Annotated in this window: 21 protein-coding genes; 10 read left to right on the forward strand and 11 right to left on the reverse strand. The window is 65.2% G+C overall.

Annotated elements, in window-relative coordinates:
- Nucleotide 1: 1 nt before the first annotated feature.
- From sdhD to AC1DOP_RS11190, 3 genes are all read right to left on the reverse strand, one after another.
- Nucleotides 2-376: a succinate dehydrogenase, hydrophobic membrane anchor protein gene (gene sdhD / locus AC1DOP_RS11180; protein WP_442121948.1), complete on the reverse strand. Its 375-nt coding sequence runs from the start codon at nt 374-376 to the stop codon at nt 2-4.
- Nucleotides 377-378: 2 nt separating this feature from the next.
- Nucleotides 379-810, reverse strand: a complete 432-nt coding sequence (sdhC, locus tag AC1DOP_RS11185; protein ID WP_442121949.1) for a succinate dehydrogenase, cytochrome b556 subunit — start codon at nt 808-810, stop codon at nt 379-381.
- A 183-nt stretch (nt 811-993) separates the two neighbouring features.
- Nucleotides 994-1,815: a GntR family transcriptional regulator gene (locus tag AC1DOP_RS11190; RefSeq protein WP_442121950.1), complete on the reverse strand. Its 822-nt coding sequence runs from the start codon at nt 1,813-1,815 to the stop codon at nt 994-996.
- Nucleotides 1,816-2,088: 273 nt separating this feature from the next.
- On the opposite strand from AC1DOP_RS11190, the gene AC1DOP_RS11195 reads away from it, so the two are divergent.
- The 6 genes from AC1DOP_RS11195 to AC1DOP_RS11220 all read left to right on the forward strand — a co-directional run bounded on the left by AC1DOP_RS11195 (nt 2,089) and on the right by AC1DOP_RS11220 (nt 8,474).
- On the forward strand, nt 2,089-3,081 hold the full coding sequence (locus AC1DOP_RS11195; RefSeq protein WP_442121951.1) for a malate dehydrogenase: 993 nt from the start codon (nt 2,089-2,091) through the stop codon (nt 3,079-3,081).
- Nucleotides 3,082-3,203: 122 nt separating this feature from the next.
- Complete coding sequence (locus tag AC1DOP_RS11200) at nt 3,204-4,205, forward strand: HpcH/HpaI aldolase/citrate lyase family protein (protein WP_442121952.1); 1,002 nt, start codon at nt 3,204-3,206, stop codon at nt 4,203-4,205.
- Nucleotides 4,205-4,717: a hypothetical protein gene (locus tag AC1DOP_RS11205; RefSeq protein ID WP_442121953.1), complete on the forward strand. Its 513-nt coding sequence runs from the start codon at nt 4,205-4,207 to the stop codon at nt 4,715-4,717. The genes AC1DOP_RS11200 and AC1DOP_RS11205 overlap by 1 nt, the downstream gene beginning before the upstream one ends.
- 73 nt (nt 4,718-4,790) lie before the next feature.
- Nucleotides 4,791-7,499: an aconitate hydratase AcnA gene (gene acnA / locus AC1DOP_RS11210; RefSeq protein ID WP_442121954.1), complete on the forward strand. Its 2,709-nt coding sequence runs from the start codon at nt 4,791-4,793 to the stop codon at nt 7,497-7,499.
- Between the two features lie 133 nt (nt 7,500-7,632).
- Nucleotides 7,633-7,860 carry a hypothetical protein gene (locus tag AC1DOP_RS11215; protein WP_442121955.1) on the forward strand — a complete coding sequence of 76 codons (228 nt, stop codon included), beginning with the start codon at nt 7,633-7,635 and terminating at the stop codon, nt 7,858-7,860.
- Nucleotides 7,861-7,931: 71 nt separating this feature from the next.
- Complete coding sequence (locus tag AC1DOP_RS11220) at nt 7,932-8,474, forward strand: hypothetical protein (protein WP_442121956.1); 543 nt, start codon at nt 7,932-7,934, stop codon at nt 8,472-8,474.
- A 6-nt stretch (nt 8,475-8,480) separates the two neighbouring features.
- Here AC1DOP_RS11220 and AC1DOP_RS11225 read toward each other — a convergent pair whose 3' ends face one another.
- Together AC1DOP_RS11225 and AC1DOP_RS11230 are read right to left on the reverse strand one after the other, a co-directional pair.
- On the reverse strand, nt 8,481-9,158 hold the full coding sequence (locus AC1DOP_RS11225; RefSeq protein ID WP_477251125.1) for a Fe2+-dependent dioxygenase: 678 nt from the start codon (nt 9,156-9,158) through the stop codon (nt 8,481-8,483).
- 13 nt (nt 9,159-9,171) lie between these two features.
- On the reverse strand, nt 9,172-11,490 hold the full coding sequence (locus AC1DOP_RS11230) for a TonB-dependent receptor (RefSeq protein WP_442121958.1): 2,319 nt from the start codon (nt 11,488-11,490) through the stop codon (nt 9,172-9,174).
- 224 nt (nt 11,491-11,714) lie between these two features.
- Between AC1DOP_RS11230 and AC1DOP_RS11235 the strand changes: the two genes are divergently transcribed.
- The 3 genes from AC1DOP_RS11235 (at nt 11,715) to AC1DOP_RS11245 (ending at nt 14,390) form a co-directional block, all read left to right on the forward strand.
- On the forward strand, nt 11,715-12,962 hold the full coding sequence (locus AC1DOP_RS11235) for a DUF2863 family protein (protein ID WP_477251127.1): 1,248 nt from the start codon (nt 11,715-11,717) through the stop codon (nt 12,960-12,962).
- Between the two features lie 106 nt (nt 12,963-13,068).
- Nucleotides 13,069-13,965 (forward strand): alpha/beta hydrolase family protein, encoded by an 897-nt coding sequence (locus AC1DOP_RS11240; RefSeq protein WP_477251129.1) that lies wholly within the window; start codon nt 13,069-13,071, stop codon nt 13,963-13,965.
- Entirely contained in the window at nt 13,962-14,390 is a 429-nt protein-coding gene (locus AC1DOP_RS11245) for a MarR family winged helix-turn-helix transcriptional regulator (protein WP_442121961.1), read from the forward strand. The genes AC1DOP_RS11240 and AC1DOP_RS11245 overlap by 4 nt, the downstream gene beginning before the upstream one ends.
- Before the next feature lie 90 nt (nt 14,391-14,480).
- Here the strand turns inward: AC1DOP_RS11245 and AC1DOP_RS11250 are convergent, their stop codons facing one another.
- From AC1DOP_RS11250 to AC1DOP_RS11275, 6 genes are all read right to left on the reverse strand, one after another.
- Nucleotides 14,481-16,226 (reverse strand): FAD-dependent oxidoreductase, encoded by a 1,746-nt coding sequence (locus tag AC1DOP_RS11250; protein WP_477251131.1) that lies wholly within the window; start codon nt 16,224-16,226, stop codon nt 14,481-14,483.
- A gap of 41 nt (nt 16,227-16,267) precedes the next feature.
- A complete protein-coding gene (locus tag AC1DOP_RS11255) occupies nt 16,268-17,419 on the reverse strand; it encodes a serine hydrolase domain-containing protein (RefSeq protein ID WP_442121963.1) in 1,152 nt (383 codons plus the stop codon).
- Nucleotides 17,419-17,895: a CYTH domain-containing protein gene (locus tag AC1DOP_RS11260; protein WP_442121964.1), complete on the reverse strand. Its 477-nt coding sequence runs from the start codon at nt 17,893-17,895 to the stop codon at nt 17,419-17,421. The genes AC1DOP_RS11255 and AC1DOP_RS11260 overlap by 1 nt, the downstream gene beginning before the upstream one ends.
- 16 nt (nt 17,896-17,911) lie before the next feature.
- A complete protein-coding gene (locus AC1DOP_RS11265) occupies nt 17,912-19,036 on the reverse strand; it encodes a M14 family metallopeptidase (RefSeq protein WP_442121965.1) in 1,125 nt (374 codons plus the stop codon).
- A gap of 11 nt (nt 19,037-19,047) precedes the next feature.
- Nucleotides 19,048-19,452: a hypothetical protein gene (locus tag AC1DOP_RS11270; RefSeq protein ID WP_442121966.1), complete on the reverse strand. Its 405-nt coding sequence runs from the start codon at nt 19,450-19,452 to the stop codon at nt 19,048-19,050.
- 155 nt (nt 19,453-19,607) lie between these two features.
- Complete coding sequence (locus tag AC1DOP_RS11275; protein ID WP_047823953.1) at nt 19,608-19,847, reverse strand: KGG domain-containing protein; 240 nt, start codon at nt 19,845-19,847, stop codon at nt 19,608-19,610.
- 325 nt (nt 19,848-20,172) lie between these two features.
- Here AC1DOP_RS11275 and AC1DOP_RS11280 point away from each other — a divergent pair, with 325 nt between their 5' ends.
- Nucleotides 20,173-21,237, forward strand: a complete 1,065-nt coding sequence (locus tag AC1DOP_RS11280; RefSeq protein ID WP_442121967.1) for a hypothetical protein — start codon at nt 20,173-20,175, stop codon at nt 21,235-21,237.
- Nucleotides 21,238-21,433 lie beyond the last annotated feature (196 nt).

Below are 21,433 nucleotides of genomic sequence, written 5' to 3' on the forward strand. Positions count from 1 at the left end.
ATTAAACGCTCCAGAGAATTTGCACAGTCCAGGCGGCGCAGGCAAGCAGCCAGAACACCGTGAGGGTCTGCAGGGTCAGGCGGATACCGACCGGTTTGACGTAGTCCATCCAGATGTCACGGATGCCGACCCATGCGTGGTAGAACAGGCCGAAGAGGGTAACCATGGTGAAGAGCTTGAACCACTGGCGCGAGAACAGCCCGGCCCAGCCTTCATAGGTGAAATTCTGGCCGGTCAGGAAGGAGACCAGCAGGACGACGGTAAACACCGCCATCAGGATCGCGGTCAGGCGCTGGGCCAGCCAGTCGCGCATGCCGTAGTGGGCGCCGACGACCAGGCGGCGCTGTCCGATATTCTTGTTAGTATGGGATTGCATGATTAAAACACTCCGAACAGTTTGAGGGCGACCAGCAGGGTCAAGACCAGGCTGACGACCAGCACCCAGCGTGCGGTCTTCTGGGAAGCGTCCTTGTCCAGGGCCATGTGGTTGTCCATGAACAGGTGGCGCACGCCCGCGCAGAAGTGGTGCAGGTAAGCCCACGACAGGCCGAGGATGATGATCTTGGTGAACGGATGGCTGACAACGCCGGCAAAGTGCGCGAACGAGATTTCCGAACGCAGGCTTTCCTGGAACAGCCAGAGCAGGAACGGCAGGAAAAGGAACAGGCCGGCGCCGCTCACGCGGTGCAGAATCGACACGATCGCCGACGGCGGCTGTTTGTAATACCCCCGGTAAGTAATATCGCCAAAGTCGACATTACGAATTACCGGTCGGCCCTTCTTTTGAGCCTCTCTCACGGCTTCGGACATTGCAACACCTCCCTCAAATACTGAAATTTATCGAACCCATTGCATCGATTTTGCGACCTGCTCGGAACCGTTTCCGACTCCGGGGGAACGTCGACCGGGCCTCGTCTTCGCTTTCCCAAAACCAACTCATTTTACTCGCTCAAAGCGATTCCTGCACCAGCATAGAGCGGGCACAAAAACTTATCAGGACAATTCGTTTTGGTAATGATGCTGCGCGGTCAAATACAGTCCGCGACGCAACTCCACCGCCTTGTCTCCATAGGTGAACGAGAGCCTGTCGGCGCACAGCAGAGGCGTTCCCTCCGGCACTTTCAGGTACTCGGCCGCACCGGCGTCGGCCGCCACCGCGCGGATCTTTTCCGTCGCGCGGATCATGCGGGTGCCGAACTCCGATTCGAACAGGCCATACATCGGCCCCTTGTATTCCGCCAGGCGCTCCGCCGTCAGCCCCTTGAACAATTGCCCCGGCAGCCACAGCTCTTCCAGGATCGTCGGCACGCCCTCGAACGACATGATGCGCTTGATATAGACGACCGCGTCGCCGGATTTCAGGTCGAGCAGGCGCGCCACCTCGGCCGCGGCGCGGATGCGCTTGACTTCGAGGTACTGGTGGTCGGGATGCTGGGTCACGCCCTCGTCGGGCACGAGCTTGAGGAAACGGAAGTGCGCGCGCGCCTCGTTGTGCGTGGCGACGAAGGTTCCCTTGCCCTGGCGCCGCACGACCAGGTTCTCGGCCGCGAGCTCGTCGATCGCCTTGCGGACCGTGCCCTGGCTGACCTTGTAGCGGCCGGCCAGCTCGACTTCGCTGGGAATCAGTTCGCCCGGTTTCCATTCGCCGGATTGCAGGCTCTGGGTGATCAGGGCCTTGATCTGTTGATACAGCGGGGAAAAGGTAGGGGACGTGCCGGTCTGGGACATGCCCGATCCGGAGGTGCCTCCGGCGCTACCCGCAGCGCTGCTGCTGGCGGCTCCATTGCTGTTCGGATTGGACGGTGCTTGGTTCATAGTCTGCGATTTTTTCACAAAACCCCCTCTGCGTCCAGTGTGGAAAGACGCAGATTATGTGTCTTATATAAGACATATGATATGAATTGACAGATGGAATATCGGAGGACTACACTCGCGGTCGACTGGACGTGGGCGCCCCCTCTCCCGGCAACGCGCCTCATGCCCGAATCGCGGGTGAGCTTTGGTATGATTGCAGTTTTCCCAAACTGGCGTATCCTCGGCGTCGCCCGCTCATTTGTCAGTTCTTTATCCCACTTTTGGAGATTCATCATGGCTAAAACCCCAATGCGCGTCGCCGTTACCGGCGCGGCCGGCCAGATCGGCTATTCCCTGCTGTTCCGCATCGCCAACGGCGACATGCTGGGCAAGGACCAGCCGGTCATCCTGCAGCTGCTCGAAATCGACAACGAGAAGGCACAGAAGGCGCTGAAGGGCGTCATGATGGAAATCGACGACTGCGCATTCCCGCTGCTGGCCGGCATGACCGCCCATAGCGACCCGATGACCGCATTCAAGGACGCCGACGTGGCCCTGCTGGTCGGCGCCCGTCCGCGCGGCCCGGGCATGGAGCGCAAGGACCTGCTGGAAGCCAACGCCCAGATCTTCACCGTGCAGGGCAAGGCGCTGGACGCCGTCGCTTCGCGCAACGTGAAAGTGCTGGTGGTCGGCAACCCGGCCAACACCAACGCCTACATCGCCATGAAGTCGGCCCCGAACCTGCCGGCCAAGAACTTCACCGCCATGCTGCGCCTGGACCACAACCGCGCCCTGTCGCAGGTCGCCGCCAAGATCGGCAAGCCGGTCGGTTCGATCGAGAAGATGGTCGTGTGGGGCAACCACTCGCCGACCATGTACGCCGACTACCGCTTCGCCACCGCCGACGGCCAGTCGGTCAAGGACCTGATCAACGACGACGTCTGGAACCGCGACACCTTCCTGCCGACCGTCGGCAAGCGCGGCGCAGCGATCATCGACGCCCGCGGCGCCTCGTCGGCTGCTTCGGCCGCCAACGCAGCGATCGACCACGTGCGTGACTGGGTCCTGGGCACCAACGGCAAGTGGACCACCATGGGCATCCCGTCGGACGGTTCCTACGGCATCCCGGAAGGCACCATGTTCGGCTTCCCGGTGACCACCGAAAACGGCGAGTACAAGATCGTGCAAGGCCTGGCAATCGACCAGTTCTCGCAAGAGCGCATCAACAACACGCTGAACGAACTGAACGAAGAGAAAGCCGGCGTGGCGCACCTGCTGGGCCAGTAAGCACCACCACCACCACGTCGTCCCCGCGCAGGCGGGGACCCAGGTTTGGTGGCGTTTCGTCAGCTCACGCAAACCTGGGTTCCCGCCTTCGCGGGAACGACGGTATTAACACTCATCCGAACATGCATCCTTCCAAGGTTTTATTCCAGGGCCAACGCCAGCCGCTGCTGCTACCTGCCTGCGACCACTACGCCGGCAGCGAAAAGCTGATGCGCAAATCGATGGCCCTGCAACAAGAGCTTGGCCCGGTATTCGACATCACCTTCGATTGCGAGGACGGCGCCAGCGCCGGCCGCGAACGCGAACACGCGGAACTGGTGGCGAGCCTGCTGAACGACGAGGGCAACCGCTTCGGGCGGATCGGCGCGCGCCTGCACGACGCCGGCTCGCCGCACTTCGCCCAGGACGTCGAGACCATCGTCGGCGCGGCGGCGCAGAAACTGGCCTATGTGGTGCTGCCCAAGCCGAACGGCGTGGCCGACGTGCTGCGCGCGCAACAGATCGTCAACGCGGCGGCAGAGAAGGCCGGACGTCCCGCATCCGCCAAACCCGTGCCGCTGCACGTGCTGATCGAGACCCACGGCGCCCTGCACGAGGCATGGCAGATCGCCGCCCTGCCCCAGGTCGAATGCCTCTCGTTCGGCATCATGGATTTCGTTTCCTCGCATTACGGCGCGATTCCGGCCGCCGCCATGCGCACTCCGGGGCAATTTACGCACCCACTCGTAGTACGGGCGAAGCTGGAGATGGTTGCGGCATGTCATGCGTATGACAAGGTCCCCTCCCATAATGTGACGACCGATATCAAGGACAGCGCGGTTGTCGCCAACGACGCCACCCGTGCCGCCGGCGAGTTCGGGTTCACGCGGATGTGGAGCATCCACCCTGACCAGATCAAGCCGATCGTCAAGGCCTTCACCCCGCGCTTGTCCGAAGTGAACGAGGCAACCAACATCCTGCTCGAAGCAATGGCGGCGGATTGGGGGCCGATCGCCCAGCATGGACGCTTGCACGACCGCGCCAGCTACCGATATTATTGGACGGTGTTGCAGCGCGCGAAGCTGGCCGGCCTTGCGCTGCCAGATGCCGCGGCGGCAATCGTCAATCAACCGGAATCCATCTGATGGCCATCACTCTGAATCAAACGCTCGCCGCCTGCGCTCTCTCGCTGGCGGCCGCCGGCCTTTGCGCGCCGGCATTTGCCGCATCCAACGTCCACGAAACCCACCCGAAGGCGACCCAGGTCCTGAAGGAAAAGGCCAAGGCCAAGGCCAAGAAAGCCAAGAAGGAAGAAAAGCAGGAGGTCGCCGACGACCCGGAGCCGGACATCACCGATACCGTCGTCACCGACTATGCCTGCGAGCTGAACAACAAGATCACCATCTATACCAACGACAAGGATAGTGGCCACATCGCACTGCGCTGGAAGAACCGCCTGCACCGCCTCGAGCGCGTGGGCACCACCACCGGCGCGCTGCGTTTCGAGAACACGAAGTTCGGCCTGGTCTGGATCGGCATCCCGAGCAAGGGCATCCTGCTCGACTCGAAGCAGAACCGCCAGCTGGCCAACGAATGCAAGAACGCCGAACAGGCCAAGCCGCTGGTGGCGGCCGCACCTGTCACGGCGAAGAGCTGATTTCCCGTCGTCCCCGCGCAGGCGGGGATCCAAGACGGCTGGATAACAAGTAGTCCCTAACGAAGGAGAGTTCATGTCTCACAATACCTTGAACACGCTGAAGGAATTCCCGCTGCAAGCGGGCCAGACCGGCCAGTTTTACTCGCTGCCGGCACTGGGCGAATCCCTGGGCGTGAACCTGTCGCGCCTGCCGGTGTCGATCCGTATCGTCCTCGAGTCCGTGCTGCGCAACTGCGACGGCAAGAAGGTCACCGAAGAGCACGTCCGCCAGCTGGCGAACTGGGGTCCGACCGCCGCCCGCACCGAAGAGATCCCCTTCGTCGTCGCGCGCGTCGTGCTGCAGGACTTCACCGGCGTGCCGCTGCTGGCCGACCTCGCCGCCATGCGCAACGTCGCCTACAAGATGGGCGCCAACGCCAAGAAGATCGAGCCGCTGGTGCCGGTCGACCTGGTGGTCGACCACTCGGTCACCATCGACCACTTCCGCACCCCGGACTCGCTCGACCTGAACATGAAGCTCGAGTTCCAGCGCAATAACGAGCGCTACCAGTTCATGAAGTGGGGCATGCAGGCCTTCGACACCTTCGGCGTCGTGCCGCCGGGCTTCGGCATCGTCCACCAGGTCAACCTCGAGTACCTGGCGCGCGGCGTGATGAAGAGCGGCTCCATGTATTACCCGGACACCCTGGTCGGCACCGACTCGCACACCACCATGATCAACGGCGTCGGCGTCGTCGGCTGGGGCGTGGGCGGCATCGAAGCGGAAGCCGGCATGCTGGGCCAGCCGGTCTACTTCCTGACCCCGGACGTCATCGGCGTGAACCTGACCGGTTCGCTGCGCGAAGGCTGCACCGCGACCGACCTGGTGCTGACCATCACCGAAATGCTGCGTAAAGAGAAGGTGGTCGGCAAGTTCGTCGAATTCTTCGGCGAAGGCACCGCCTCGCTGTCGACCACCGACCGCGCCACCATCGGCAACATGGCACCGGAATACGGCGCGACCATGGGCTTCTTCCCGGTCGACGAAAAGACCGTCGACTACTTCCGCGGCACCGGCCGCACCGAAGAAGAACTGGCCGCCTTCGAAAACTACTTCAAGGCCCAGCAGCTGTTCGGCATCCCGCGCGAAGGCGAGATCGACTACACCCGCGTGGTGTCGCTCGACCTGTCGACCGTGACCCCGTCGCTGGCCGGCCCGAAGCGTCCGCAGGACCGTATCGAACTGGGCGCGATGAAGTCGACCTTCACCGACCTGTTCTCGAAGCCGACCACCGCCAACGGCTTCAACAAGTCGCCGGACGACCTGAACAAGGTCTACGAGACCACCAACGGCGTGCGCGTGAAGAACGGCGACATCCTGATCGCCGCCATCACCTCCTGCACCAACACCTCGAACCCGAGCGTGCTGCTGGCCGCCGGCCTGCTGGCCAAGAAGGCCGTCGAGAAGGGCCTGACCGTCGCTCCGCACATCAAGAGCTCGCTGGCGCCGGGATCGCGCGTGGTCACCAACTACCTCGAAGCCGCCGGCCTGCTGCCTTACCTGACGCAACTGGGCTTCGGCGTGACCGCCTACGGCTGCACCACCTGCATCGGTAACGCCGGCGACCTGACCCCGGAACTGAACGCCACGATCACGTCGAACGACATCATCGCCGCCGCCGTCCTGTCGGGCAACCGTAACTTCGAAGCGCGTATCCACCCGAACATCCGTTCGAACTTCCTGGCCTCGCCGCCGCTGGTCGTCGCCTACGCGATCGCCGGCAACGTCAACAAGGACCTGATGAGCGAGCCGGTCGGCAAGGGCAAGGACGGCGTCGACGTCTACCTGGGCGACATCTGGCCGACTTCGCAGGAAGTCCAGGACCTGATGAAGTTCGCGATGAACTCGGAAGTCTTCAAGGCCAACTACGCCGACGTCAAGGGCAACCCGGGCCAGCTGTGGGAAGCCGTGTCGTCGGTCGCAGGTCAGGTCTACAACTGGCCGGAATCGACCTACATCGCCGAACCGCCGTTCTTCAGCGACTTCGAGATGACCCCGAAAGCCGCTTCCGCAGGCATCGCCGGTGCACGCGCACTGGGCGTGTTCGGCGACTCGATCACCACCGACCACATCTCCCCGGCCGGTTCGATCAAGGAAGACGGCCCGGCAGGCAAGTACCTGAAAGAGCACGGCGTGCTCAAGGCGGACTTCAACTCCTACGGCTCGCGCCGCGGCAACCACGAGATCATGATGCGCGGTACCTTCGCGAACGTCCGCATCAAGAACAAGATGATTCCGCCGAAGGCCGACGGTTCCGCAGTCGAAGGCGGCATCACCATCCACCAGCCGAGCGGCGAACAGCTGTCGATCTATGATGCCGGCATGAAGTACATCGCCGAAGGCACCCCGACCATGATCTTCGCCGGCGAAGAGTACGGCACCGGTTCCTCGCGCGACTGGGCAGCCAAGGGCACCCAGCTGCTGGGCGTCAAGGCCGTGATCGCCCGTTCCTTCGAGCGTATCCACCGTTCCAACCTGGTGGGCATGGGCGTGCTGCCGCTGCAGTTCATCGGCGACGACAGCGTCGAATCGCTGGGCATCACCGGCACCGAGACCTATGACCTGAAGGGCCTGGAAGGCGAGATCCGTCCGCAGATGCAGGCAACCCTGGTGATCCACCGCGCCGACGGCTCGACCAAGGAAACCCAGGTCCTGCTGCGTATCGACACCCCGATCGAAGTCGACTACTACAAGCATGGCGGCATCCTGCCGTTCGTGCTGCGCCAGCTGCTGGCTGCGTAATTGGCATCCCTGCCCGCTTCGCGCGGGCAGCGCGAAAAGGCCGGACCCCGCAAGGGCTCCGGCCTTTTTTTCCACCAATCAAGCAAAGAATATTTGTACAATAGCTTTATATGCTCAATGCTTACCGGTAGGAATGGGAAAACTCAACAGGCAGCAGCTGCTCGAGCTACTGGACAGCATCACGCCGCCGAAGGCGGACCTGCTGTCGGACGCGGAATTCGATGGGGTGGTCGCCGCCTTTTGCGCCGGCTGCCCGGATCCGTCGCACGCGCAGTGGCTGCTGTTCGAATGCCTCGATCCGCTCTCGGATGAGGAACTCGTGGAGCGCGCCATCGGAGCGGCGCCGCCGGACAGGCGGTGACAATCCGCGCATTTCCGCGCATCGGACTCTGATAAGGTCGGCGTCATCATGACCTGTCAGAAAGGAAACCCATGAAGTCCGTCGTCAACACCGCGCTGGCGCTGTCTTTCGTGTTCGCAGCTTCCGCATCCGGCGCCAGCACGGCGCCCGCGGGACAGCTTGCGCCAGCGCGCAATCCCGCCCACGTCAAGGCGGTGCAGGATCTGCTTGGCGCCATGCAAATCGAAAAGCTACTGCGTGGCGTCGCCGCCCGCACCCGCTTCCCGAGCGAAGCGCAGCGGCAGGCAATGTTCGCCAGGCTCGACAAGATGCCGCCCGCGGAGGTGTATCAACGAATGGCGCCGCCGCTGGCGGACCGCATCTCCGCCGACACCGCAGCCGAGATGACCCGCTTCTACAACACCCCCTACGGCAAGCAGCTCATCCACCGGAAGTACAACAACAGCGGCGGGATCATCTTCCCGGGCGCGGCGGCGGGTGTGCCGCCGGAAGAAAAGAAGGAGCGCAAGCGCGCCGCCTATGTCCAGGCCAGCAAGGAACTCGCGGCCGCGGAGCCGGCGATCGATCACGAAGCCTTCGTACTCCTGCAGGCGATCAACAAGGAAAAGCGCTGAGGCTTCTCAGGTTTCGGCCCACTGCCGCAGCAGGTTGTGATAATGCCCGGTCAGCCCGACCAGTTCGGGCCCGTCGCCATGCCTTGCCCGCAAGGCCTGGATATTCGTATCCAGCTCGTACAGCATCGCCCTCTTCCAGTCGTCCCTCACCATGCTCTGCACCCAGAGAAAGGACGCCACCCGCTCGCCACGCGTGACCGGCTGCACTTCGTGGATGCTGGTCGAGGGATACACGATCGCATCGCCGGCCGGCAGCTTGACTTCGTGGGTGCCGTAGGAATCGATCACGGTGAGCTCGCCGCCCTCGTAGTCTTCCGGATCGCTCAGGAACACGGTGCAGGAGACGTCGGTACGCACGGGAGCGCCGCCGCGCTGGGCACGGATGGCGCCGTCCACGTGCGGGCCGTAATGCTCGCCGCCGGCATAGCTGTTGAAGAAGGGCGGCAGGATGCGCAGCGGCAGCGCGCAGGAAAAGAACAGCGGATTGGCCATCAGCGCCGCGCTGACGATCTGGCCGAGTTCCAGCGCCGGCGGCGACCCTTCCGCCAGCTGGCGGTTGCGCTTGACCTGCGCTCCCTGGCTGCCGACGCTGGCTCGGCCGTCGACCCAGTCGGTCGACGCCAGACGTTCACGCATCGACCTTACCTGCTCCGGCGACAGCACGCCAGGGATATGCAGCATCATGATGGCCTCGGACTCAGAACTTGAAGTTGGCGGTCAGGGTGGCGGAACGGCCCGGCGCCACGCCGGCGTAGTGCGGCGACGAGACCTTGTCGAAGTACAGCTTGTCGGTCAGGTTCTGCAGGTTCAGCTGCAGCGAGATGTCCTTGTTCAGGGCATAGCTGGCCATCGCGTCGAAGCGTGCATAGCCCGGCACCCACTTGTTGTTGTTGACGTTGGCGTAGACCTTCGACATCGCGCTCACGCCGAAGCCGGCCGTGAAGTCCCTGGTGAAGGCATAGCTGGTCCACAGCGAGGCGCTGTGTTTCGGCGTGGTCGGGAAGCGGTTGCCGTTGAAGGGCGACGCGGTCCAGATCGGCGCGGCGGTGGTGCCGGTGTTGGTGTAGCCGTTGTCGGCGATCTCGGCGTCCAGCCAGGTGTAGCCGCCGAACACGGTCCAGGCCGGGCTGAGCTTGCCCGAGAAGCCGAGTTCCACGCCCCGCACTTGCTTGCGGCCGACGTTCTGGGTGGTGCCGTCCGGCGCCGTCACGCGGGCATTGTTCATGGTGCTCTTGAACAGCGCGCCGGTCACGGACAGGCGGCCGCCCGGCAGCAGGTCCCACTTGGTGCCCAGCTCGAGGTTGCGGCTGCGCTGGGGCTGCAGGTTCTGGATCGCCGCCGTCAGGCCGTCCAGGCCGTCGCCGCCGTCGTTGCCCGGCGGGGTCGCCGAGCTGGCGAAGGACAGGTAGACGCTGCCGTTCTTGGCCGGCTTGTAGACGATGCCGGCCTGGGTGCTGACGAAGTTGGTGTCGACCACGGCATGGGCGGCGGCCGTGGTGGCGGTCGGCAGGGTGTCCAGGGTGCTCTGGAAATCGTCCCAGCGCAGGCCCAGGTTCAGCAGCCACTGCGGATTGATCTCGATGGTGTCGAAGGCGTAGACGGCCTTGGTCTTGGTGCTGACGTGGGTCAGCGCGCCCGACAGGCTGCGGGTGTAGAGCCACGGGTCATACGGATTCGGGTTGACCAGGGTGGTGCAGTTGTACAGCGTGGACGCGCCCGAGGTCGGGCAGGTGAAGCTGCCGGTCAGCGGGTTGTTGGTGCCCGGCGTGAAGACGTAGGCGGCGCGGTCGGTCGTCTCGCGGTCGAATTCGACGCCGGCATTGAAGCTGTGCTTCAGGCCGGCCGCGACGGCTTCGCCGGTCAGGCTGGTGACGTTGGCGAAGGTGCGGGTCTCGGTGGCGCGGGTGTTCGCACGGCGCCACACAGTGCCGTAGAGGACGGTGTTGCCCTTCGAATCGTCGGGCTGGGTCCAGACGTAGTCGTTGTTCGATTTGCCGTAGCGGGTCACGTTGCGCAGCGCCAGCCCTGCGCCGAACTCGTGGCGCAGGTCGATCGTGCCGACGTCGCTTTTCGTGTCGCGGAAGTCGCGGTTGGCCAGGCCGTAGAAGGTCTTGCGGTCGACGTCGAACGGGGTGCCGTTGCCGTTCTTGCTGACGTTGGCGCCGCTGCTGAACGGGTTGTTGAAGGGGATGCCGGTATCCGGGATCTCGTGCGAGGTCAGGTGGTAGAGGCTGATGATGGCGCGGTCCGGACCGGTCAGGCCGAAGGTGACGGTGGGCGCCACGCCCCAGCGCTTGCCGCCGACCACGTTGCGGCCGGGGACGTCGTTCTCGTGCGCCATGAAATTCAAGCGGAAGGCGCTGTTGCTGCCGCTGACGTTACCTCCCATTACGCGATTCACGTCGCCGGTGATGCGCCTGTACTTGTCGCTGCCGAGGCCGACCGAGGCGCTGTTGAAGTCGTAGGCCTGGGCGGTCTTGCTGACCAGGTTGACGCCGCCGCCGGCCGAGGAACGGCCGCCGTAGGCCGAGTTCGGGCCCTTCACGACCTCCACCTGCTCGAGGTTGAAGACTTCGCGCGACTGCGAACCGGCGTCGCGGATGCCGTCGATATAGGTATCGGTCTGGGCGTTGTAGCCGCGGATGAAGAGGTTGTCGCCGACCGGGTTGCCGCCCTCGCCCGCGCCGATGGTAATGCCCGGCACGGTGCGCAGCGCATCCGTCAGCGATACCGCGCCGGTCTGCGCGATCACGTCGGCGGAGACGACCGTCACCGACTTCGGCGTGTCCAGCAGCGGCGCCGTGAACTTGTCGCTGCTGGCCGTCTGCGACTGGGCCGCACCCTTCACCTGCACCGCCGGGATGCTCTGGTCGATCACGGCGTCCGGTGCGGCCTGGGCGGCGGACATGCCGAGCGTGGCCAGCATGGTGAGCGCCAGCGCCGGCGCCGGCGATGGGAGAACGCGGGCGTGCTTGCGGCTCTTAATGAAGGATGCTTGCTTCTTGTTATTGGTCATGGGGGCGGTGACGGCAGGGCAAACCGTGAAAGATGAATGAGAACGATTCGCATTATGATTCTTGTTGCGCGTTTTGACAAGCGCGGCTCGACAACACCCTGCTTTTCCCTCCTGCGGCCGAACTTGTCAGTGTGTTACAGGCATGTGGCCGAATCAACTACAATACCGGGGATTAGGGTTTATCATGGCCCTCTGGACCATCGATCCACATTCAATCATTTACTATGCGTCGCTCCTCCAAAGACTCACCCAAACTATCGGCAGACAGCCAGCGTCTAGTCAGCATCAGCCAAGCCATCGTGCAGGCCGCCAGCCGCGTTGAAGAACGGACCTGGGAGCGCAACCTGGATTCGCAGCTGCAGAAGCTGCTCAAGACCAACCACCAGGACAGCATCGACGCCGCACTGAACGTCCTGTTCAAGGGCGACCTCGCGGTCTACGACGTGCTGATGGACGGCGTCGAAGCGGTCAGCGAATCCGCGACCATGACCGAACAGGTCGACGGCGAAGACGTCACCTGGCAGGCCCTGCTGGTGGCCGCGCCGGTGCTCGCCTGGACCCGCTTCTCGATCGCTTCCGGGACCATCCCGAACGACATCGTCACCACCCTGTCGGCCCACTTCTCGGCCCATCTGCTGGCCGACGGCGCCCGCATGGCGATGGCGCCGACCCTGTACTCGCTCGACCAGCTGCCGCGCACCCACGCCGAAACCTATGGCCTGACCCACAAGCTGGCCCAGGCCGCCCACAAGGGCACGAGCGTCAAGCCGGCCGCGCCGGGCCCGGACGCCTCCCAGTTCCTGGCCGACACCCGCTACCTGCTGGTGGCCGTCATCGCCCCGGTCGGCGGCCCGCTGTTCCGCTGGCAGGAGCCGCAGCACCACGTCAACTTCGAAGTGGTGCGCGACGCCGCGCTGGAGCAATGGCGCGCCCAGGCCGGCCCCAACATCGCGCGCCTGCTGCCGGGCTGCGGCACCGAACTGCTGCTGCCGGAAGCCTATTACGTGGCCTGCCGCGAGGCGGACAAGATGATCCGTCCGGTGTCGGTGCGCGCCGCCGTCCACTACCTCACCTACACGCTGGGCGTCGAGCCGGGCGACCTGCGCGCCGTGATCGCAGGCTTCGGCGACGAAATCAACGACAGCCAGGTTGACGAATACCGCATCGGCTTCACCCTGCGCCAATCGTCGGACGTGGTGTACGGCATCGTCTGGCCGCTGTACGGCCAGGAAGACGAAGAAGGCACGCCGATGGAAGGCCCGGTGCACGGCGGCCCTCCGGCGGCGCCGATGGACGAGATCGTCAAGCACCTGAACGAGATGGGCATCGCCCACGTCAAGCGCATCGCCGAGCGCTATGTCGCGGAATACTGCGACGACTGCGGCGCCCCGCTGTTCGCCGACCCAAGCGGAGAGCTGGTGCATGCCGAGATGCCGGAAGATACCCCGGCCGGCAACGAGCACTTCCACTGAGCGCGCACCGCCCCCAGGAAGCCCGGTTCGAACCGGGCTTTTTTTTCGCTTGCGGCCCGGCGTCCCTGCTGCTAAATTGGTTAACACGTTAACTAATTCAAGCATCATGGACAGCCAGTCGATCGACATCAGCACGGCCGGCGGCGAGCGCATCGCCGCCCGCCTGTATCCGGCCCCGGCCCCGCGCGCGCTGGTGCTGCTGCACCCGGCCACCGCCGTCACCCAGGGCTATTACGAAGCCTTCGCGCGCTGGCTGGCCGGCCTGGGCCTGAGCGTGCTGACCTACGATTACCGCGGCACCGGCGCCTCGCGTCCGCACGACCTGCGTACCTGCACGGTGACGATGGCGGACTGGATGGAAGAGGATGTCGGCGCCGTCACGCGCTGGGCCGCGGAGCGCTATCCGGCGCTGCCGCTGCTGGCCGTCGGCCACAGCGTGGGCGGCCATGCGATCGCGCTGTCCGACGAGACCGTGCGCCTGCGCGCGGCGGTGCTGGTGGCCTCGCACGCCGGCGCGACCCGGCTGGTCCGCGGCCTTGGCGAACGGCTGCGCATACGCCTCGTGATGCGCGTACTGGGCCCGCTGCTGTGCGCCCTGTACGGCTACATGCCGGGCCGCCGCATCGGCCTGGGCGAAGACCTGCCCGCCTCCGTGATGCGCCAGTGGAGCCGCTGGACCAGCCTGCCGCGCTACTTCTTCGACGACCCCACGATGTACGCCGGGCGCCGCATGCGCGCCCAGCGCCTGCCGCTGCTGGTGCTGGGCTTCGACGACGATCCCTGGGCCAATCCGGAAGCGATCTCGATGCTGGTCGCGCCGCTGGCCAAGGCCGGCGTCGAGCGCAGGCAGGTCGCGCCACGCGACGCGGGCGTACCGGCGATCGGCCACATGGGCTTCTTCCGCAAGCGCTGCGCGACCCTGCTGTGGCCACAGGTCGGCGACTGGCTGCTGGAGCAGGCCGTCCGTCGTTCGGCGCCTGCCAGGTCGGAGCCTCAGCGATGAGCGGCCCGCGCCAGCCGCGCTTCGTCTTCCTGCTGAACCGCGCCCAGCGCGTCCTGCAGCGCTGGGTGGAGACGCGCCCGGAAGGCTGGGAAGGCATCAGCTCGGCCCAGGCCGCGGTGCTCTTCATCCTCGGCGCGCGCGGCAGCGCGGCGGTCGGCGAGATCGCCGCCGAACTGAAGGTGGCGCCGGCTGCCGTCACCAACCTGTCGAAGCGGATGCAGGCGGCCGGGCTGATCGAACGCGTCGCCGACGAGATTGATGCGCGCATCACGCGCCTGCGCCTGACGCCGGCGGGCGCACAGGCCGGCGACACGGCGCGCGCCGTGCTGGCCGGGCTGAATGCGCGGCTGACCGCAGGGTTCTCGAAGGAAGAGCTGGCGACCGTGGCCCGCTGGCTGGAGCGGGTGGCGGAGCTGGAGGAGTAATCGCCCCAACGCATTCCACCGTCGTCCCCGCGAAAGCGGGACCCATGCTGAACTTCCGAGATCGGCAACGCCGCCTTGACGCGCAATACGCTACTTCGGTGCCTCAATATGGATCCCCGCTTTCGCGGGGATGACGGTGTGGTTTGCCAGATACCCATGAATCTGCGCCACCACCGCAGCCCCTTCCCCCGCCGCGGCCGCCACCCGCTTGGTCGACCCGGCCCGCACATCCCCCACCGCAAACACCCCGTCCACGCTGGTCTCCAGCGCACGCGCTTGATGATCGCGGCCGGCATCCGGGCCGGTCAGCACGAACCCCTTGTCATCCAGCGCCACCGCACACTCGCGCAGCCAGTCGCTGTTCGGGTCGGCGCCGACGAAGAGGAACATGTGGCGGGTCTCGAAGGCCTGCTCCCTGCCGTCCTCGATGCCGTGGCAGCGCACCCGGCTCAGGCCGTTCTCGTCGCCCTCCAGTGCGTCCAGGCCGATGCGCGTGTGCAGCGTGATGTTGGGCGTGGCCGCGATGCGCTCGATCAGGTAGCTCGACATGGTGTCCTCGAGTCCGGCGCGGCGCACCATCAGGTGCACGGTCGAGGCATGCGCCGACAGGAACACGGCCGCCTGGCCCGCCGAGTTGCCGCCGCCGACCAGCACCACCGGCTGGCCGCGGCACAGTCCAGCCTCCACCGGCGAAGCCCAGTAGTAGACGCCGCGCCCCTCGTAGCGCTCGAGGTCCGGCAATTCCGGGCGGCGGTAGCGCGCGCCGGACGCCAGCACCACCGACTTCGCGCGCAGGCAGGTGCCGTCTTCCAGCTCCACCCTCAGCGGCCGCTCGTGGCACAGCAGGCGCGTGGCGCGGGCCGGGATCGCGATCTCGGCGCCGAACTTGATCGCCTGCACGTAGGAGCGGCCGGCCAGGGCGCGGCCGGTAATGCCGGTCGGGAAGCCAAGGAAGTTCTCGATGCGCGCGCTGGCGCCGGCCTGGCCGCCGTAGGCGCGCTGGTCCAGCACCATCACCGACAGGCCCTCCGAGGCCGCATACACGGCGGTGGCCAGGCCGGACGGGCCGGCGCCCACCACCAGCACGTCGTAGACCTTGCCGCGGTCGATGCGCGGCAAGGTGCCGATGCAGCGTCCGAGTTCCGCCAGGCTGGGATTGCGCATCACGAAGCCGTCGGGCAGCGCCACCAGCGGCCAGTCGGCGTCCTGATGCCAATGCTCGCGCACCAGCTGGGCCGCCTCCGGATCCCGAGCCGGATCGCGCCGCGTGTAGGGATAGGCGTTACGGGACAGGAAATTCTCGAGCTCGAACAGGCCGGCGTGGGCGGGCGGGCCGATCAGGATGGGTCCGCCGGGATGGTCGCCGATCAGCAGCACGCGGCGCAGGATGAAGGCGCGCATCAGGCGCTCGCCGAGGTCGGCCTCGGCCATGAGAAGGGCGCGGATCGAGGCGGCGTCCAGCACCAGGGCGTCCAGTTGGCCCACCGCCATGCCGTCCACCAGCGGCGGCCGGCCGGACAATTGCGCGACCTCGCCGCTGAACTGGCCGGGTCCGTAATCGACCACCTCGACCCGCTTGCCGAGCGCATCGGTGCGGCTGCACACCAGGTGTCCGTTCAGGACGACGATCATGCCGGGCGAGTCGACGCAGGCACGGAACACGCAGTCGCCGTCCTGCCAGCGGCGCGGGACGCCGAAGCGCCGCACCCGCCGCAGGTCGTCGGCGTTCAGGGTGGGAAAGATCTGGTGGCCGCGGGTGGCGAGGTCGACGGCGGCTCGCGGCTCGGCGTCGGCCCCGAGGGCATAGGAACCGAATGCGGGAAATTGGTCTGGCATGGCGGGTATTCCTCGCTGAGGATCATGGCCGCCAATGTACGCTAGTTTTGGCGGATCGCGGCAATCACCCGCTTCGCGAACTCGGCCGGATTGCCGGCATGCCAGCGCCACACGATGACCAGGTCGTGCTCGGGTGAAATCACGATGTCGTTGCTGCCCGCGCCCAGCGCCGCATAGGCGGTGGCCGGCAAGCCCGGCAGGTTCTTGCCTTTGGTGTTGAGCCACCACAGGTAGCCGTAATCCGGACCGTGCTCGCTCGGCGTCAAGGCCGCTTTCACATAGTCCTGCGGCACGATCTGGCGGCCAGCCCAGGCGCCGCCGCGCAGCCACAGGTAACCGAAGCGCGCCATGTCCCAGGAATCGATCCACATGCCGCCGCCCCAGCGCGTGCCGCCGCTGACGGAAGGCGCCGGCTTGCCGTGCAGCTCGACGTAACTGTTGTGGTAAGGCACCCACTTCCAGGAATTCGAGGCGCCGATCGGGTCCATCACTTCCTGCTGGAACACGTCCGGCAGCGGGCGGTCGAATACGCGCAGCAGCGACAGCGCCAGGCGGTTGATGCGCACGTCGTTGTATTCGTAATAGCTGCCCGGCGCGCCGAACTGGCGCGGCTTGCGTTCGCCGGCGCCGAAGGCGTCAACGCCGATGAAGTCGGCGTTCTTGCCCCACATGCTGCCTTCCCACTCGGATTCCTGCTGCAGGTGCTGCTTCCAGGTGATGGCGGCATTGTGCGGCGAGGCATAGCCGCCGTCCTGCACGCTTTGCCCCACCGGCTGGTTCAGGTCGGCGATCCTGCCATCGCGCAGGGCGATGCCGGCCACGGTCGAGAGCATGCTTTTCGCCACCGAATAGGTCGGATCGACGAACCGGGTATCGCCGAACTCGGCCACCACATAACCCTTGTAGATCACCACGCCATTGGTGGCGGCGCGCTTCGTCGGCAGCGAGCCGAGCGGCTGGCCGAAGGTCTTTTGCTGGTCCGAGAAATCCGCGGCCCTTTCGGTTTCGTGGGCGCCGGCGTAGGCGATGGCTTCAGCCAATTTCGCGGGATCCATGCCCAGCGCCGCGGGAGACTTGTGCTCCCAAGATCCGGCGGGCGGGAAATACGGTGTGCCGGCGGCGGCGGCGAAGGCGGCAGGCGCGGCCGCCAGTACGACTGCCAGGGACAGGATCGTACGGCGGCCTGTGCGCATCAGGCCTGGTCTTTCCACTTGGAATATGGCAGCCGGATCAGGCTGGAGTTGTAGTAGCGCGGATCGCCCGTCACTTCCTGGCCGATCCAGTCGGGCTTCTCGAAGGCTTCGTCTTCGCTGCCGAGCTCGATCTCGGCCACCACCAGGCCGGCGTTCTCGCCCCGGAACTCATCGACTTCCCAGGTGTGGCCGGCATGCTCGATGCGGTGCCTGGTCTTCTCGACCAGGGGCTGCTCGCACAGGCGGTCCAGCAGCTCGGCGGCGTCCGGCACCGGGATCTCGTATTCCCATTCGCCGCGCGTGGCGCCGGTGTTCTTGCTCTTGATGGTGATGACGGCCCGCTCGCCCTCGATGCGCACGCGCACGGTGCGCACCGGGTCGGAGCTCAGGTAGCCCTGGCGCAGCAGGGTCGGCTGGCCGAGCCCGCGCCAGCCTTCACCGTTGAGGAGGAACTTGCGCTCGATTTCGATGCCCATGATTCCTCCCTTCCCTTCAATCGTCCAGCGACAGCAGGATCGGCTGCAGCATGTCCGCGCCCAGCGCGCTGCTCCTGGCGCCGTTCCAGCCCACGTGCGGGTCGGGCAGGTTGGCGTTGTCCTTGAACGGCATTTCCAGGGTCAGCGACAGGCACTTGTAGGTGTGGCCGATATACTTGGATGCCAGGGTCAGCAGTTCCTCGTTGTACTTCGAGGCCGCGTAGCCGTAGACGTTCTGGAAGTCCGGGCTCGACGCCATGTAGCGCTGGATGAAGGCGTTCTGGGCCGCCAGGCGTTCCGGCGTGAAGTCGGTCAGCATCTCGCTGCCGGCCACGAAGTTGTACGGCAGGGCTTCGTCGCCGTGGATGTCGAAGAACATGTCGACGCCGGTTTCCTCGATCTTGCGCTTCACGCACAGGACTTCCGGGCTGCGTTCGAGGGACGGGGTCATCCACTCGCGGTTCAGGTTGGCGCCGGCCGCGTTGGTGCGCAGGTTGCCGCGCACCGAACCGTCGGGGTTCATGTTCGGCACGATGTAGAACACGGCGCGCTGCAGCAGCTTGCGCGAGACCGGGTTCGAATCGTCGAGCAGCGCATCCATCATGCCCTCGACGAACCATTCGGCCATGGTTTCGCCCGGGTGCTGGCGGGCGATCACCCAGATCTTCTTCTCGGCGTTCGGGTTGCCGATCACCACCAGGTTCATGTCGCGGCCGTCGACCGTGGTGCCGATGTCGTGCACGCGGGCGATCGGGTTCTCGGCCACTTCGCCCAGCAGGCGCAGGTGGCGCTCCCAGGTGTAGGGCTCGAAATAGGCGTAATAGATGCTGTCCAGTTCCGGCGTGTGGTTGATGGTCATCACCTGGCCGTCGAAGCTGGTCGGCACGCGGAACCAGTTCTCGGTGTCGTAGCTGGCGACCGCCTGGTAGCCTTCGAAGCCCTTCGGATAGGTTGCCTGGCCGGCGTTCAGGAAGCGGATGGTGCAGGCCTGGCCGCGCGCGCCCTGCAGGCGGAAGTGGAACCACTGGTGGATGTCGGCGTGCGAATCCTGGCGCAGGTTCAGGTCGATCTTTTGCGGACTTTCCGCGCTGACGACGTCGATGGCGCCGGAGTCGAAGTGCTGGCTGATCTTGATGGGCATGGTCACTCCTTTCAGATGGCGTCGAGGTCGATCAGGTCCTGGCTGTAGGCAAGCAGGATCTGGCGCATCAGTTCGACGTTGCTGCGATCCAGGACCAGGGTCTGGTCCGGCTTGACGTCGAGGTTGAAGGTCATGCTGATCTTGCCCGGCAGGACCTTGCAGTTGACCGTGAAGGCACGCGGAACGTTCGGACTGTCCCAGTCCGCCTGCGTGATCTGCGGCCCGGCCGGCGGCGGCTGCAGGGTGGGATCCTGGTTCGCCGGCAGGTTCTTGATCAGGAAGAACACGATCGAGGCGGGAAGGACGAAGCAGGTGTCATTCGCACCCTGTGCCGAAAACTTGGCCAGCAAGAGATTACCGACCCGGTCGCACGACATGCTCATGCTCTTGACTTGACGGATGACCGCAGATTTCACGAACAACTCCTATGAGATTGGACAAAAAGGCGCAGCGATTCTACCGCATCCCATACGCGAATTGTGTGAAAGAAAAACAAAACGGGGAGCTCGCGCTCCCCGGTCGATTGCTGGCAGGAAGGGATGGCGCCGCCACCGTCCTCCGAACCGGCTGCTTACTGTTTGTTGCCGCGCGACGAGCTGCGCGACGAGCCCGAGGCCGATTGGCGATTGCCATGGCTCATGCTGCCTGCGCGACGAGCCTCTTCCGAGGTGAACTCGTGCGCCGTGCCCTTCTGGTGAGCGGCCTTGCCACCCTGGCTGGCGATCTCGCGCTGACGTTCAGGATCCATCGATGCGAAACCGCGGTTTTTGGTACCGCCACTCTGTTTGTTGCCCTGGTTGTTCGAAGCCATGATGCTTTCTCCTCAATGCTCTAGAAACCGCCGCGTCCTGCGGCAGGCCGAATCCGATGCTCTCGGCAGACACCGATGAGTGCTCGGTCGGAATCATCTTAGGCATGCATGATGGATGAGGGTATAGGACATTTTCAGATGACTTTGTAGGACAATGTGAGACAGAAAATGCACATCCGCAATCTACTTCCAGTAGTAAATGTCCAAGAGGTGGGGTCGTCAGTATTAGTCCTACAATCACCCGCAGTCTCTTCCTATACTGAATGTCTTATCAAGGGCGCATCATCGTCCTGAGAATGCATGTTCCAGTTGAAAGGAGTCGGCTATGGACGCGAACCAACGCAGCGAAGTCAACAACCAGACAAACAACCTCGCCAACGAAAAATGGACGCCCGGTTCGAAGGGCAAGACCGCGGATGACGGACCGCTCGACCACACCTACCCGCAGGGTCTGGGCGTGCAGCAGCAGGGCAACCAGGGCATCGACACCATGGGCGCCGGCCCGGCGCCGCAAGCCGGCGGCAAGGCTGAACGGGCGGACAGCTGCAGGCAGTCGATGGCATCGGAGGGCTCGATGCAGAGCCAGATGAGCGGCGGCTCGGGCACGGTGCAAGGCATCACCGACAGCCACCAGCGCCAGATGGAACAGAAGTCCGGCGCCTACGGCATCCTGGAAGAGCCTGTCGGACATCGCCCACACGATACGGGTGTCGATCTGAAGCAGCAGCGCGATATGCACCGCGACGTGGTCCGTGGCACGATGGCCTCGCAGAACCCGAACCAGCCGGACCTGCAGGGCGGCTCGCTTGGACCTTACCACGGCAGCATGCAGTCGGGCTCGGTGATCGAGGGAACCTCGGACACCAGTACCAGCGGCGGCGGCATGCGTGGTCCGCAAAGCCCGCCGGCCAGCCTGAACGCCGGTTCCGCGACCGGCAACCGCCAGCAGGGTAGCAGCCTGTACGTGTCCGACAACTCGACCCGCAGCGGCGGCGGCATGCGCGGCCCGCTGAGCGGATCGCAGGGCAATGCCCAGGGCAGGCTGGACGAGAACGAGCCGGGCCAGGAAGCCCAGCGCGGCAATACCCAGCTGGGCGTGGCCGGCTCGCACTCGATGTCCAACCAGGCCCCCAGCATCGGCGGCGTGCACGAATCGAACGACGTGGCCGGCGGCCTGCCGCGCTCGCCGGGCAATACCGGCGCCCAAAACGCTGTGACCAGCACTGACCGCAGCGGCTCGCAGACCGGCGCCGGCGCGGCCGACGGCGGACCACCGGCGCACCAGTCCAACGATGCCGCAGGCGGCTATCCGCGCAGCCCGGGCTACGCCAACCGCCTGTCCGGCGACCAGGACATGGACGACGACACCGGCTTCAAACGCAAGCCCTGAAGTAAAAGAGCCGGTCCAGAGCGCGCCCTCCGGGGCGCGTTTTCTTTGGCTGTGTGCGCGTTAATTATGTGAACTGAAACGGGTTGCGCAGGTCATACGCATTGTCGAGTTAACTCATGTGGAGTGACGATGCCGGGCCCGACCTTCGATCAACTGTTCGGCTTGTTAACGGCGGCAAGCCTGGCTACCCCGGACG

The sequence above is a fragment of the Massilia sp. 01N410 genome (genome assembly GCF_056399665.1).